We start from the raw sequence: 16,474 nt of genomic DNA, 5'->3' as shown, positions 1-16,474 counted from the left end.
TCCTAGAATCTAAAGTAAATAAACGGATTGTACGTGGAATTGACCAAATACAATACACTAACATAAAACAGCGCTAACAGTACTGCATATCCCGCTGCAGCACATGCCCATTTGCAGATGCGGTTCTTTTGTATCCGCTTGTAGACTGCTGCCTTCAGAACACGATATATCGGCATGGAAAGAATCACACCAAGTACAAGATAAACACCATACTGTACTGCATACATATGCAGCAATGACATTCCCTCGCTCGTAACATTACCTGAGAACAATGCCTTAAACCAAGTCACACACTGAGATAATCCAGAATCGCAACGGAACAATACCCAGCCAAGTGTCACAACAAACATGGTATATATATGCTGGAATACACGCGGTATCTTCGCAAGCCATTTTCCAAGGAATAACTTTTCAATCGCCTGAAACACAAAATAATACATTCCCCACAAAATAAAGTTCCACTCTGCGCCATGCCATATGCCGGTAAGTGTCCATATAATGAACATGTTCACATACATCCGAGGCATCCCCTTGCGGTTACCACCGAGCGGAATATATACATAGTCACGGAACCATGTAGTTAATGAAATATGCCAGCGCCGCCAAAAGTCACCAACCGATTTTGCGATATACGGGAAGTTAAAGTTTTCCTCAAAATGAAACCCAAAGACACGTCCCAGACCGATCGCCATATCCGAATACGCCGAAAAATCAAAGTAAATCTGCAGCGTATAGGCAATTGCTCCAAGCCAGGCAAGCGGCATATCAATACTATTCATTTCAAAAATTTTATCTGCCAATGCCCCTACATTATTCGCAATAATGATCTTCTTTGCAAAACCAAGTATAAACCGTTCCAGTCCGTCTGCAACATCCTCTATATGTATCTGTCGATGTGCAATTTCATTTTCTACGGTTTTGTAGCGGACGATCGGACCTGCTACAAGCTGCGGAAACAGCGATACATACAACATAACGTAAAACGGATTTTTCTGTGCTGCTACATCACCACGATATACATCAATGACATAACTCATCGCCTGAAACGTAAAGAACGATATACCGATCGGCAATACGATCGTCGCAATTTTAATATCATTTTTGATGAAATGATTGATGTTTTCAATAAAGAAATTCGTGTATTTGTAATAACCGAGCACCCCCAGATTTACGACCACTGAAAACACGACAAACAGCTTACGTATTTTCTGTGTCTTGATCTGCGCGATCGCAATTGCAAATACATAATCCGACATAACCACTGCTAACATAAGCAGCAAATAATTAACTCCGCCCCAGCCATAAAAGATCAGACTAAATATCAATAATATATAATTACGGTATTTGGGTTCCGCCAAAAAATATAAAAATAACAACAGCGGCATAAATCCAAAAACGAACACAGCACTACTAAAAACCATACTATTCCTTTCCTGCCTTATTGCTTAATCCCAAATGTTGACGAAATGTCTCATAGGAAAAATGAGCATCTGATTGATTTGGTATATAGATCACATAATCCGGAGATTGCTTTGCTGCTTCTTGTGCCAAAGTACCGGACTTCGTATTATAGCGATAATCGTACGATATCATCTCTCTGCAGCTTGGAATGATCATCGCTTCCAATGCATTCGTATAGGAACTTCCGCTGATCATGATCTTAGCTGCATCCTTCTGAGGTGTCGTAATATCAGTATACGCATAATCACCACCCATAAACGCACTGGCATAAGTGTCTCCTTTGCCAAAAAGCGGCGCCTTACTGTTTAGCCGTTTATATTTTAGTTTCCATTTTGGTCGAAGAGTAATCTCTTCTTTACCGGCTGACACTACATATCCAATCTTACGGTTAAAGGATCCGGCAACTACCTTTTGCTTGATTCGATAGTCTGACAATGACTTTGTCTGGGTTGCCGGGAACTGCTGTTTCACATATTTCATGACTTCATCATAAACAAGCTGCGAACCATTTGCATTTACATGATGATCTGTCTTGTAATACAGTAATCCATCTCCATCATATTTTTGAAACAGCTCATTTGCATCGATGAATATCACATCGTCCGACAATTCTTGCCGAAGTATACGAATATATCGTTGATAATCTTTCGTAGAATCCGGATAATAACTTGGCAGATACTGTTTAGCACCTACATCTTTACGTGGATAATTGATAAAAAGAAACTTTGCGCCATTTTTTGTAATCTTGGCAGCTTCTCTATTCACAACCTTAGCGAGTTCTTTACTTCGCGGTCAAATGCCGCATAGTCATTGATCACCTGCGGTTGTTCAAATAATTGATTGTCTTTTCCAATAGAAACTGAACCGGCATACTTCATATGAAGCTTATTTACTGTCAGATCATAATATTGGCGGATTTTATTCTCGCGACTGCTGAGCTGATCTGAAAACGCATTCTCAACCTTTGAAAGATACGAATCTTTCGTCATTTCCGAATAATCCAGATCCGGAAATTGAGTCAAACTCCTGCCCTCTGTCAGACTTTTCGCCTCTTTGCCTGCTATCGTCTTAAGCCCTGTGAACCCGATAAACGCCACAAAACATCCAATAAATAGTATTTTTATCCACTTCATTCGTGCGATCCTCTTTTCCTCGCTTTCTCGCTTTCTTCTATATTGATCAAACTGTTGCTGCTGCGCACTTTATGCGTCATATCTCTATTTTATCAAATAGTATAAGATGCCCTTTTTACGCTTCTTTATTCTGATCAATCGCTAAAATTGCCTCATATACTCGTTTGCAGTTATCTGTGTCTGTCTTGTAATAGAAGTTGTCTACTCTCTTCTTATACTCTTCCGACATTTCACAATCACGTTTGATCGCATCAATGATCGACTGCACAGTCGTCTCATAATCATAGCATACCGGACCAAAACCATCCGTTTCATAATTGAAATAGCCTTCATCGTATGTTTGTCCCTCAAAGAAGGCTTCGCGGTCAAACTGCGCATACACCAGACTTTTCTTCATATAAGCAAAATCAAATGCCACACTTGAATAGTCTGTAACCATTAATGCATTCTCCACAAATTCTTTTTGATAGTTCAATGCACCTTCATGAATCTGAATCACATCATTGCCATGATAATCGCCAATCTGCTCCATATGATTTACATGCAGACAGAATTTACCGGTGTATCCATGCTCTCGCATACAGTCAAGCAAACGTTCGTCTTGAATCAATCGATCATAAAACTTAAAGAAGGCAGAGTTCTTAAATGTATCGTTGTAAATGCGCTGCCCTGTTTTTTGATCAATAGAGTTCGCAAGCTGCTTTCTCCAGGTTGGCAATATGATGATCTGCTTCTTTGTTTTATTAGCCACAAGATTGTCAAACCTTGGAAAACCGGTCAACTTAACTTCCTTGTCTGTATAAAAATAATTGCCATCCACAATGGATTGATACTCTGGTTTCGCTGCCGTCACAAATAGGCTGATGTTCTTATTAAAACGGTTCACCCACCCGGACAGATCATCCTTCGTCAGTCCATGCTGTAAGAATACAAAATCAAATCGGAAGAGGTTTTTCAAGTAATCTCTCTTCACACCAAAGGCATTGATCACATACTCATCAATATGTGCAGATATGATCTTATCCGCTGACAAAAAATACATGCAATATCGAAATGAACCATGTGGCACTACCTTTCCTATCTGTTTCATGCGTTCATAATCACTGCATTTCTTGGAAATATCAAAATAAACATCAACATTTCCGGTGTCAATCCGGTTCAGGTATTGAAACAGTGCTTCCCCGTTGTCTCGTGCCAAATTGATTCGATCTGACAACAACCAAATCTTTTTGTTGCTGTGGATTTTACGAAATACTCTTGTCGCATAACGATAAAAGCATTCTTTAAAATATCCTTTTTTTACCAGTTCCAAACAATATCTCCGCTCACATTTACGATAGCGTTTTCTTGTTTTTTTCTGAACATATATGGTCTTTCCCTTGGCGCGAAGGATATGATGATCGTATAAACCATACGAAGAATCCATTGCATGCGTTAATTGGCAAAACTTACCATAACCGATCATCATATAACATCTTTCACCGTTTTTGTATTCAAACACAGCACGAAGCCTTCTGACTCCGGCTAACGGTATGGATACGTGATATCCTCTAACGTCACCATAATCACCTAACAAACTATGTCTTGTTCGAAATGGTAGTGGATAATATGTCGGATAATACTCTGTTCCATTTTGATCCTCAAACAAAATTTTATAATCATCCTCATATATCCAAAAATCTGCCTGACCGGTAATTTCCAGCACATTATCCTTAATATCTACAAAATCTAATGTCAAAAAACGTCGTCTTGCCATGTGCGTTAACCGCTGTCCATGAAAACAAACCAAACCGCCATCAAACGTTATTTCATCCCGGCAATCCTTTTGATATTTTAATTGATAAGCTAGCAGGTAATGCAGACTTAGACAATTTTTCTGAGTAGCGATCATATCATCGTCAATATCTTGCAAAATAACGTGAAGAAGCTCCAAATACTGTTTCTTCTCCTCTTCTGTCAACACACCTGACGGCACAACAGTACGCAGCCGCCATTTCATATCATACATAACGAGATACTGTACATATTTGATCGGCCTGCCAAATTTTTCTTTGGACATTTCAAGAAGATGTTGAAACACAAGTTTTTCTGTGTCAAAATACCATGTCTTCTGGGAAATTGTGTTTTGCATTGCGGATGTTCCGGTATTACGCATACGGTAATAATATACGCAATCTCGAATAACGCCATATTTACACTTGTCAAATAATATGGTATTGATCAAAAGACAGTCCTCTCCATAACGGATTCGAGAATCAAATTGTCGTCCTTTTAATGCCTCAGCGCGAACAAATGTTGTCGCCATACTTAGCTGTATATATTCATGATCTTTCTGAATATCCACAAGTTTGTCGTTATCAAATTTATAATCCAATACATGGTAATTATTTTTCATTTCAAAATATTTGATACGGCCGGCAACAATATCAATCTCATTTCCGTATTTTTGAAAAAAGCGATACGCACGCTTAAAAGCAGTTTTTCCCCATTTGTCATCAGAATCCAAAAAATTGATAATTTCGCCTTCTGCATATTTTAATCCGTTATTTCTAGCGGCACTGACACCTGCATTTTTCTGTTCAACATATACAATGTTATCCGGATATTCCCTCTGATATTTCTCACATATTTTGCCACTATCGTCCGGACTTCCATCATTGACCAAAATAATCTGAATATTTTTCTTGAATCCAATCGTCTGATGTATAACAGATTGAATCGTCTCCTCCAAATAATTCTCCACATTATATACCGGTATAATTACCGAAAATTTAAATCGACTGTTTCCCATATCCTCTTCTTTTCACTTTCTGTCACTACTTCCGCAGTGCGCATACTCCTTCCTGCTTGTCCTAATATTAACGAACGAAACGCAGGAAAACAACTGTTTTGTTCTCCTGCATTCCCTTTCAAACCAATAGTACCTTTTATTATAAAATATTTCTCTATATTTCGCAACTATTCACTGTGATGCAAAATATGATTACTTTTTCTTACCGACCTTGCTGACCCGCGGTACGCTCTTGCCATATCGGTTGCTTGCCGTCACCTTAAACTTTGTACCCTTTTTGAGCTTTGGTATTTTTATAACAAACGTGCCATCTTTTTTCACCTTTCCCTTATACACCTTGCCGGCTACTGTCGCAGCAACTTTGGTCTTTGTGTTAGAAACCGTGGCAGCCTTATTCTTTGGTGCGCCGACCAAATTCACCTTGCCGACAACCTTTCCTTTGCCGGTTGGTGCACTTACAACGATCGGACTGTCTGGTACTTTCTGTACCGGATGAACACGCAGCACCGGGCTTCCGCCTTTCACATTCACAACGTATACTTTCAAAGTGCCTGTGGAATTGGTTCTCGGTATCTTTACAGTATAGCAGTAACGTTTTGATTTGGACTTATACTTTCCTTTGGTTGCCACATAACGTTTCTTGCCAATCTTTACAACTGCCTTTTTACATTTTTCATAGGCATACACTTTTACTTTCGTCGTCTTATTGCTGACATGCGAAATCGTCGGTCTGATCGGCACCGCCTGATTTGTGATCACATGTGTCGACAAACTGCATCTGGATACCGCATCTACCGTTCGAAGCTCAACTTTTGTACCGGCCTTCAGCGTAGACGGCAGCGTCAACGTAAAGGATCCATTCTTGTTCAGTGCAATACGTCCCACTTTGACCTTGTTTTTCTTCTTGTAGAACGAAGACTTACGGTACAATGCCTTGACGTTCTGATTTGGTACATATACTGTTTTGTTGTTTACAAGGATCATTGGATAAGCATAATTGTCGTTTACCTTACCTGTTACCAGTTTGCTGTTCGTCTTAACTTTGTGAAGTGTCGGCCTATTCGGACCGGTTCGTTTTACGGTCACGATCGTACGTGCACTTGTCATTCCCTTACTGTCAACAACATATACAAAGATGCGTTTGCCGGCTCTCTGTGGCGGCATCTTGTAAGAGAACGTACCACTCTTGGTTGCAACGGTAGAATACGTTGCGCCCCCTTCAACCTTAAAATATACTCTGGCATAGGCTTCTGCCTTACCGGTAATCTTCGTCTTACGGTTTGTATAACCATCTACTACCGGTGCCGACAACATACTCTTATTGATGTTGAGTATTTTGAGTACGACAACACTGTTATTACCTTTCTTATCAGTTGCGCAAATGGTAAAGGTTCCATTGCGGTCACAAGACCATACGTTACCATTGATCTTTGATGCCGTCTTCCAAATTGCATTGTCTGCCGTATATTTGCCAGCCGCATAACGAACGGACGCAATTCCTGAAGGATCCGTCGCCTGAATCAATACCTGTATCTTTTTGTTCGTAACACTCTCATCTTTCACAACAGCCGTCAGGCAAGGTCCTGTCGTATCCGTCGTAGACTTTTCGTTTGGATTTGCTACGTAATACCGAACATTACTATCGCCACCGATCGATGCTTTAATCCATCCCTTGCTGCCTAAATAGCGGGACGCCTTAGCACCACTCTGTACAATATAGTTATAGTTATCCGAGTATTTTACACTCCAGTTATTATCCTGCATCGGCTTGATCGTACCGCTGGCCATTTGTATCTTCTCGATAAAGGACTGAATATAGCTGCGATACAACGCCTTTTTGCTAATGGATAGTATTGTCGGCTTCATCGTCTTAAACAGATTGTTATTCGGCAATTTATTAGACAACACAATAAAGGAGGCCGTATTTGAAATATTTGCTCCGTTGCGTGTCAAGGATACGATACGATGGGTATCGTTGATCTTTCTCCCCGCTGCATCATAACGAGGCGCTACTGTCGTATCTATCTTGTACTCTAATCCATCAAATATAAAATACTGTGACCAATCCGTCAGATAATCATCCTGCATTACGAACTGAAACGGTTTGCTGGAATCATAGTTTAAGATATCTCCTAACGATGGCAGCCCCTTGGTCTGAAGCAAAGCATTTTTCTGCTGTAAACTACTTTGCGCTGCCGGCGCAGTATTTGTCTGAGACTCATATACCGCCGCCTGAGAAGATGTCTCTTCCTCTCTGTCTGCCGTCCCCGCAGACACTGCTGATCCGGTTGCTACATCCGGTGATGCTGTCGGTTCTGCCGGTGATGCTGTCGGTTCTGCCGGTGCATTGTCTCCCAACAGATTTTTGCCGGCCTGCTCATAACCGCCTGCGGACCACTCCATCCATTCCCGGATCTGTGCGCCTGTCATCTTGTAGATATACAAGCCTGTCCGATAACTGACCAGATCATAAATATTTGCCTTCTTAAACTGATTTTGAATATCTATGTAATCCTCTCCGTCGGACGATCCGTATTTTAGATAAGTAGACGCCGCAACTACCGGGAGATTTTTGTATTGTGTCTTCGTTTTATTGATGTATTGCAATCCATAACTGATCTTAATATTATTCAACAATTGGATTGCATCATTATCTTCCATCGTACCAAAATAATTTTGTAATTGTGTATCTGCCGCTACCTCACTGAGGATCTGGCTGCTATCCGCCATAAATGTTTTGGTCCAGTTTCCAAATGCTGCGTTGATCGTTGGATCTACCTCTGTAGAAGCATTAACTTTTCGGATCTGTGTAGACTTTCCTGTGATCGTCGGTTTGTTATTCTTCGTACCGATATTCAGATCAACCATACCAATGCTTGCTCCTCGGTTTTCGATCTGGACAAGCGGTTTGCCGTTCACAATACCCGTTGTCTTATTGACCCCCGGATAATCATCATATTTTGTGCCATTGGCATCCGGGAAATCTTTGTGAAGGTGACCGCAGAGTACCGCATCTACCCCACTGATCTTCGTCAGTGCATATCCCGTATTGGCATCTAACTCTGCCGGTTTCTGCTCTCCAATACCGGAGTGTGCCAGTACGACAATGATATCTGCACCTTTCTTTTGCAGGATCGGTACTTCCTTTTTGACATTTTTGACAATATCTTCTCCATTCAGCACTCCGGTGTAATTGGTCCGTTTCTTAGCCAAAGTGGGAACTGTCTCACCGATCAAACCTACCTTGACTGAAATTGTCTTACCGGACTCTGTTACCAGATTCTTAGTAATGATCTTATTCTCTGCCCAAATATGTGCTCCTGTATTGACATTTGTAACATTCGACAATACCACCTTGCCGGACATCCCGGTAGAAGACAACTGTTTTTGAATATAATCCAGTGTATAATCAAATTCATGATTTCCAAGTGTGATCGCATCGTATCCCATCTTGGCCATCGCAGTGTACATCGGCTGCTGTGCCGAACTATTTACATCGTATATGTAATCCGTTGTATAATCAAAGAGAACATCTCCCAGATCAAATAACAAAGAATTCTTTGCATTGACTTCTGCCTTCGCTTTCTTGATCAATGTTGCCGTTCTCGACAAACCACCCGTCGTGTAGACCTTGCCGGTCTCATAATCCTCTGTCGTCAACTGTCCATGCAGATCTGATGTAAAGATCATACGTAACTTTGCAGTACCATCTGCTGCACTCACGGAAACGGCTGGTGCAAGCCCCGCAAAACCGGACACCACCATAACACTCGACAATGCAACAGCCATCAACTTTTTACTCAAACCACCTAATCTCATATTCTCATGATACCTCCCAATCTATCTTCAAGACATCTATTTTCGTTCACCATTCTACCGCCAATATGTGTCAAAAAAATTAAAAAAATATCTCAAAATCAATAAATCTTTCCTTTTTTTCTCAATAACCCAAACGGCAGGAATTGATGTCAATTCCTGCCGCATACATGTTATGTGTGCTGTTGTTATTTTGTATTTTCGTTAATGTAGTTGATGAGGCCTTCTGCCTTGATGATCTTCTGCATAAACTCCGGGAATGCCTGACCCTGATACTCGGTTCCCTTTGTCTTGTCATAGATCATACCGCTGTCAAAATCGATCTCAACGGTGTCCCCTGCTTCAATTTCTTTGGCTGCAGCCGGGCACTCAATGATCGGAAGACCGATATTGATCGCATTGCGATAAAAGATACGTGCAAATGTCTCCGCAATAACGCAGCTGATGCCGGATGCTTTGATCGCGATCGGAGCATGCTCTCTGGAAGAACCGCAGCCAAAGTTTTTGTTGGCTACCATAATATCACCCTTCTGCACACGCTTTACAAAATCCGGATCAATATCCTCCATACAACTCTTAGCAAGCTCTGCCGGATCTGAAGAATTCAAATATCTTGCCGGAATGATTACATCTGTATCTACATTATCTCCATATTTATGTACTGTACCACAAGCTTTCATGTTTATCTCCTTTCACTGCTCACATTAATTGATTAAAGACCAAGTTCTGCCGGCTCAGAAATCTTACCGGTCACCGCACTCGCTGCTGCCACTGCCGGGCTGGACAAATACACCTCGGAATCCACATGACCCATTCGTCCGACGAAATTACGATTTGTTGTAGAGATTGCACGCTCACCTGCTGCCAGGATTCCCATATAGCCACCTAAGCACGGTCCACAAGTTGGTGTGCTGACAATAGCACCTGCCTCAATAAAGGTCTGCACTAAGCCCTCTTCAATTGCCTGCATATAAATTGCCTGTGTTGCCGGGATCACGATCACACGGATACCATCGGCAACTTTTTTGCCTTTGAGGATCTCTGCCGCTGTACGAAGATCCTCAATACGACCATTCGTACAAGATCCGATCACAACCTGATCGATCTTAACGTCTCCCGCTTCTTTCACCGTCTTAGTATTCTCCGGAAGATGAGGGAACGCAACCGTTGGCTCTAACTTGCTTAAGTCAATGACATACTCTTCATCATAAACCGCATCCTCATCTGCTTCATATACTGTATATTTCTTTGTAGAATGCTCTTCCATATAAGCGATCGTCTTGTCGTCCACCGGGAAGATTCCATTCTTAGCACCTGCCTCAATTGCCATATTAGCAATGGAAAAACGATCATCCATAGACAGATTTTTCACTCCATCACCAGTAAACTCTAAGGAACGATACAACGCTCCATCTACACCGATCATACCGATCAGATGAAGGATCACATCTTTACCGCTTACCCATTTGGATGGCTTACCGGTAAGCACTACCTTGATGGCAGAAGGCACCTTAAACCATGCCTGTCCGGTAATCATGCCACATCCCATATCTGTACTACCTACACCTGTAGAAAATGCTCCCAGCGCTCCGTAAGTACATGTATGTGAATCTGCTCCGATGCAGGTCTCACCTGCTACGATCAATCCTTTTTCCGGAAGCAGCGCATGTTCGATACCCATCTGACCTACTTCAAAATAATTCGTAATGTCGTGCTCTTTGGCATACTCACGAACACATTTGCAGTGTTCTGCAGACTTAATATCCTTATTTGGTGCAAAATGATCCGGCACCAATGCTACTTTATCTTTGTCAAATACTGTCTTTTTATTTAACTTCTGAACCTCATGAATAGCAACCGGTCCTGTAATATCATTTGCTAATACCAGATCCAGATCTGCCATGATCAACTGTCCTGCTTCTACAGAAGGAAGACCTGCATGTGCTGCAAGAATTTTCTGTGTCATTGTCATTCCCATAATTAGTATTCCTCTCTTTCTATTGTTCAAGCCTCTGATCTCAAATCCATGTACCGGCTCTGTCAATACCAATATGCTCTGCCTGTACGTTCTAAACTCTACTCAGATCTAATGTACCAGACTCATACTTTCGATCAGGCGCTCATACATTTCACGCAAGCCAACCGTCGCCTTCCAGCCAAGTTCCTGTAACTTCGTACTATCCAGCTTGACGATCATCTCCGGATTGTATCCGAAACTTGCCAGATCTTCCGGAATGTCACGTTCCACCGCAATATTCGACTCCGGCAAGATTCCACTGACTAACTTCGCCATATCATATATTGAGATCGCCGTATCCATATTCGTAACATTATACGCCTCTCCAGCCTGCCCTTTTGCCAAAATGGTAAGCAATGCCGTAACAGCATCGATCGTGTAACAGTATGTACGAACCGTCTTGCCCTCAGTATGGAGCACGATATTTTTGCCCTCGATCGCACAGCGTGCGAACTCAGCAAATACTCGGCCATCATCGTAAGCTACGCCTGCTCCAAAAGTCTGCGATAATCTGGCAACTTTGACCGGAACATCGTATTCTTTCGCATAAGATGCACACAAACACTCAACGATACGCTTTCCCTCCGAATAACTGCTTCGTACGCTGAGTGGCTCAATATATCCATAATCTTTCTCTGTGATCATACCCGCATCTTCCGCAGGAGTTCCATACACTTCGAGTGATGACAGATATACAACACCTTTTACCTGTTTCTGTTTAGCAAGTTCTAACACATAGCGAGTGCCATCCACTGCCGCACCGATCGTTTCTACCGGATGACTGACAAAATATTTGGAACTCGTTGGACTTGCCCCATGGATCACATAATCTATGTCTCCATCATAGCAGATCGGCTCTGAAATATCTCCAAGCACAATCTCCAAATGCTCCTCTTCCTCTAAATAAGGAAATACCTTTAACGCTTTTTCTTTACTGCGCGCAAAAATAATGACTGTCGTATTGCAATGGCAGATACGGTTGCGGCACAACAAAAACTTAACGAGCTGTGAGCCGATCAATCCCGTTGCACCTGTCACAAAAATACGACTGCCGTCTAACGCTTCAATTGGCAGATCAAGCGCTGCAGCACGCTCTAAATCTTCTTGAAGCACCCGGTTATCCGGACTTTCTATTCTACTCATGTAGTTTTCCTTTCCATCCGTAATCAAATTTCACAAACATTTCTGTCGTCCATCTGTTACTTTCTTATACTTCATACTTCTCTTAAACTGTCTGCTAACGAATTCCGTTCGTCAGGCCGATACCAAACGTCTGCTCATTCTCTTTGTAGTTGAGCAGCGCACGGAACATATATACATCCTCTGGTGTAGTAACCTTAATATTACCACGATTGCCCGAGATCATATGTACTTCTTTGCCAAGCGTTGTCATGATCGTGCAGGCATCTACCATATTTTCATACGAAGGATTGATCGCACGCACCTCATCGTGGGCTGCAATAATATCTTTTAAGCGGAAACTCTGTGGTGCCTGTGCCGCAAAGGTATCTTTACGATATGGTACAGAATCTACTTTCTCACCGCTCTTGCTGAGTAAGATTGTCTCGTAGCAAGCTGTGCAGGTGATCGCACTGCCATACTTCTGTACACTTTCAATGTTCTGTTTGATCGTATCATAGGATACAAACGGACGCACGCCATCATGCAAAAGCACGATAGAATCCCCATCATTTTCTTTCTCTGCATCTTTCAACACATTGTAGATGGAATCCTGAGCAGTTGCACCACCCGGAATGATCGATACTACTTTATCCAATCCATAACGGTCTACTAATTTCTGTGTCTTACCAATGTAGTCTTCCAATACGGAAATATAGATCTTGTCGATCATATCATGCTCCTGAAAGAGCTCCAATGTATGCACAAGTACCGGCTTTCCGTGAATCTCCAAAAACTGTTTTGGAATACCGGAACCCATTCTAACTCCACGACCACCGGCAAAGATCATTGCAATATTCATAATTAACTCCTTTCTTCTTCCTCCAATGCGCTAAAATTAAGCAGAGGAAGTCTTTGGTTTACTTTCTCAATATGACGCAGTTTTTTCTGAATGTCCTCCGGAATATTTCCAAGCAGGATCCAGTCAATCACGCGGTCTGACGCATGACTATCAATATAGTCAAAATGCTTGTCTACATATTGTTCAACTTTTTCATATTCATAATCCTTTTGTTCGAGTGCATCCATGATCTGTGCAAAGGTATAGCAGACCTTACCCGGTGCCGCTTCCTCATAATCACGATGGAACCCTCTTGAAAAAGAATATTGGATCTTGTCAAATGCGAAAAACAGCATTGGTTTACGCATCAAACTATACTCAAATATATTGGACGAATAATCCGTGATCAATATCTCTGTAATATAAAACAGATCATTGATATTTGGATATTTATTAGCATCCACAAAGCGGTCTTTATGAGCCTCTTCGATCGGTACCGCCTCACTCACCCAAGGGTGCATCTTGAATAACACAACGTATTCCTCTCCGCAGAAATCATACAATCGCTGAAAATCGATCATGTGATACGGATAATAGGCTGTTTTACGGTTTTTGCCACGGTAGGTTGGTGCAAACAAGATCACCTTTTTGCCTTTACACATTGGATACTGTTCATAAAGCTCTGCCGTTTTCTTCTCACGAAAGGCTTCATCCAGATACTCATCCATACGCGGCATACCGGTTGGCAAGATTTGATCATCATTAATGCCAAACACCTCAGAGAAGAACTTCCCGATCTGTCTGGAACCGGCGATTCCATAGCGGTATTGTCTATGGCAGCTCACTGGTGCCGGGCATCCCAAGTGTCCCCATCTGCTGTAACCGGAGGACTTAAAGCCCGCTCCCGCATGCCATAGCTGTATCAGCTTTGTCCGTTTATCTAATGTCAGCCAGTCAAAAAGCGGTACATGATCGTCAATGAATACCATATCGCACTGTGCTAATTTGTGGAGCAGCTCTTTGGTTGAGCTGCGCGCCTGTCTGATATAAGAAGCAGGTCTTGCGGAAAAAAGAATGGTATATTCCTTATCCAATCCCCGTTCACACATACGGTCATAAACCGCCTGCAGATTCGTACCGAGCGTATCGCTCTGCTCCGTCATAAACATGATCACCTTTTGACGGTCTTTATACTTCTTAACCTGACTGTGATAATACGCTTTCCAACGCATCCGGCCTGCATTTTTCTTCATTTTGATCGCTGGATCTGTCACCGCAGATTTCACGATCTCACCATTGCTTTCCTGTTCCATGCTGACCTTCATCGCATCCATGATATGCATCAGGAGCGGAAGATCATTTTCCCCTTCCGTGACATAGAAGTTTACAAGATAACCTCTCGTCCGGTTGTTATGCAGGAAAGAACGCGATACATTTTCTGCCTCCGGAACCAATTCATGCGCCATCACACATTTTGCCAAAATCTCCTGCTTGCGGCAAACATAAAAGAAATAACTTCCCATCGGCAGACATTCGCAGTTCCCCGGATTTGTCATATTCATTGACAGTCGAATATGCTCTTCATCCACAATTGTCTGCTTAAATCGTGCTTTGGCATGAAAGTTTTGATCCACGGCATATACATCAAATTTTTCACCTTTTAACGACTCATCCGCATACGTAAGCTGTAAATCGATATGCACAATGATTCGTTCCCACCAGATTTTCGTGATCGTCGCAGTAAGTCGTCTTGACGAAATCCGGTCTTCCATCATGATCTCTTTGTCCATGGTATTCTCCATTTCCTATTTATCCCGACTTTTCGCAGGCTGACTGCTATATATCAGACAGTCTTTCAACAAAAAATGCGAAATGTGGGCATTATTTTTTAGTTTATCATCATATTCTGCAACTGTCAATCTGTCCCGCCTTTGCTCATTGAGCCTCCGTTATTCCACGCTGATAGTTCTATTTCCAATATTTATGCTTTACATGATATTTCTTGGCATACTTGTGCGCATAACTCCCCCTTTTCACATAAAGTGTAAGCTTTTTACAGCCTTTAAATGCATCTTTCTCTATTTTTTTCACAGATTTAGGCATCTTCATTTTTTTTAAGCTTCTACAATTTCCAAATGCTTTCGACCCCACCCTCCTTACTTTACTTGGTATGTCATAATACTTGCGCATGATTTCTGCGCATAATGGAGTTTCAAAGAAACTCCCAAGATAAGCACAGTGTGCTTATTATGTCAATGATTATATTGTATTTTGCAGCCACAACATAGCGATTTCTGCCGGCAGAACAAGTCAGCTTGTTGGCTACAAAATAGCTATTATTTTTGTGACATAATAAGCAATATGTGACCAGACAGCAGCATTGGAAGTGCGAAGTTTGAGCTGACTGATAAATGAGAAAAGACCCCCGGGAGTCCCCGGAGGTCTTAATACTCGAAAATATTGATAAGCCGAACTAATGTGCCAAGATAATCTTCTTTGGACATTTTTCAGCACATTTACCGCAGCCCGTACATTTAGACTGGTCAATATGTGCAATGTTATTCTCAACGGTAATTGCTTCCGCTTCACATTGTTTTGCACAAAGACCACAGCCGATACAGCCCACTTCACAAACTGCCATCACTTTTGGTCCTTTATCCTGATTGGAACAGGATACCACTTTCGTAGCATCGTATGGAATCAGTTCGATCAAATGATTTGGACATTCCTCAGCACATTTTCCACAAGCAACGCACTTTTCTTTATCCACAACTGCAACGCCATGCTCAATATGAATCGCATCGAAGCCACACGCTGCAACACAAGAACCAAATCCCATGCAGCCGTATGCACATGCTTTATCGCTGCGGCCCGGAATTGCTGCAGCACTTCTGCAGTCAGAAATTCCATAATAGTTTGCTTTGACACTTGCCTTATCACAAGTACCTGCACACTTTACAAACGCAACTTTCTTTACGTCTTCACCGGCAGATACTCCCATGATCTCACCAATCTTATCAGCGACAGCCGGTCCACCTACCGGACAGCCATTAACCGGTGCTTCTCCTGCAGCAATCGCTGCTGCCATCGCATCACAACCGGCATAACCACAACCACCACAGTTGGCTCCCGGAAGAACATCACGGATCGCAATTGCCTTTTCATCGACCGGTACCTCAAATGCATTGGCTGCCACACCAAGAAGTACGGCTATCAACAGACCGGTAATACCGATCACGGCTGCTGCTGTGAGGACGCCTGCTGCTGCAGATGCTAATACCACACTCTGTATCATA

At 42.1% G+C, this 16,474-nt stretch carries 11 protein-coding genes; all 11 read right to left on the bottom strand.

Annotated elements, in window-relative coordinates; all coding sequences use genetic code 11:
• Nucleotides 1–2: 2 nt before the first annotated feature.
• The 11 genes from DW981_RS04210 to DW981_RS04155 all read right to left on the bottom strand — a co-directional run bounded on the left by DW981_RS04210 (nt 3) and on the right by DW981_RS04155 (nt 16,473).
• Nucleotides 3–1,421, bottom strand: coding sequence for an MBOAT family O-acyltransferase (locus DW981_RS04210; RefSeq protein WP_118506881.1), 1,419 nt, complete (start codon nt 1,419–1,421; stop codon nt 3–5).
• A 1-nt stretch (nt 1,422) separates the two neighbouring features.
• Entirely contained in the window at nt 1,423–2,226 is an 804-nt protein-coding gene (locus tag DW981_RS04205) for a hypothetical protein (RefSeq protein ID WP_118506880.1), read from the bottom strand.
• Nucleotides 2,223–2,594, bottom strand: coding sequence for a hypothetical protein (locus tag DW981_RS04200; RefSeq protein WP_118506879.1), 372 nt, complete (start codon nt 2,592–2,594; stop codon nt 2,223–2,225). The genes DW981_RS04205 and DW981_RS04200 overlap by 4 nt, the downstream gene beginning before the upstream one ends.
• 115 nt (nt 2,595–2,709) lie before the next feature.
• Nucleotides 2,710–5,385 carry a CDP-glycerol glycerophosphotransferase family protein gene (locus DW981_RS04195; protein ID WP_118506878.1) on the bottom strand — a complete coding sequence of 892 codons (2,676 nt, stop codon included), beginning with the start codon at nt 5,383–5,385 and terminating at the stop codon, nt 2,710–2,712.
• 192 nt (nt 5,386–5,577) lie between these two features.
• Nucleotides 5,578–9,204 (bottom strand): Ig-like domain-containing protein, encoded by a 3,627-nt coding sequence (locus tag DW981_RS04190; protein ID WP_118506877.1) that lies wholly within the window; start codon nt 9,202–9,204, stop codon nt 5,578–5,580.
• Nucleotides 9,205–9,389: 185 nt separating this feature from the next.
• On the bottom strand, nt 9,390–9,881 hold the full coding sequence (leuD, locus tag DW981_RS04185; protein ID WP_022024866.1) for a 3-isopropylmalate dehydratase small subunit: 492 nt from the start codon (nt 9,879–9,881) through the stop codon (nt 9,390–9,392).
• A 32-nt stretch (nt 9,882–9,913) separates the two neighbouring features.
• Nucleotides 9,914–11,179, bottom strand: coding sequence for a 3-isopropylmalate dehydratase large subunit (gene leuC / locus DW981_RS04180; RefSeq protein WP_118506876.1), 1,266 nt, complete (start codon nt 11,177–11,179; stop codon nt 9,914–9,916).
• Nucleotides 11,180–11,287: 108 nt separating this feature from the next.
• Nucleotides 11,288–12,361, bottom strand: a complete 1,074-nt coding sequence (locus DW981_RS04175) for an NAD-dependent epimerase/dehydratase family protein (RefSeq protein ID WP_118506875.1) — start codon at nt 12,359–12,361, stop codon at nt 11,288–11,290.
• A 94-nt stretch (nt 12,362–12,455) separates the two neighbouring features.
• A complete protein-coding gene (locus tag DW981_RS04170) occupies nt 12,456–13,199 on the bottom strand; it encodes an IspD/TarI family cytidylyltransferase (RefSeq protein WP_022024869.1) in 744 nt (247 codons plus the stop codon).
• A 2-nt stretch (nt 13,200–13,201) separates the two neighbouring features.
• Nucleotides 13,202–14,968, bottom strand: a complete 1,767-nt coding sequence (locus tag DW981_RS04165; protein ID WP_243034653.1) for a CDP-glycerol glycerophosphotransferase family protein — start codon at nt 14,966–14,968, stop codon at nt 13,202–13,204.
• Between the two features lie 683 nt (nt 14,969–15,651).
• Entirely contained in the window at nt 15,652–16,473 is an 822-nt protein-coding gene (locus DW981_RS04155) for an RnfABCDGE type electron transport complex subunit B (RefSeq protein ID WP_118506873.1), read from the bottom strand.
• Nucleotide 16,474: the final 1 nt, after the last annotated feature.

It is taken from the genome of Clostridium sp. AM49-4BH, from assembly GCF_003478335.1.
Classification (GTDB): Bacteria; Bacillota; Clostridia; order Lachnospirales; family Lachnospiraceae; genus Butyribacter.
The sequence above is the reverse complement of the archived record's forward strand: the minus strand, read 5'-3'. Positions and strand labels throughout refer to the sequence as shown.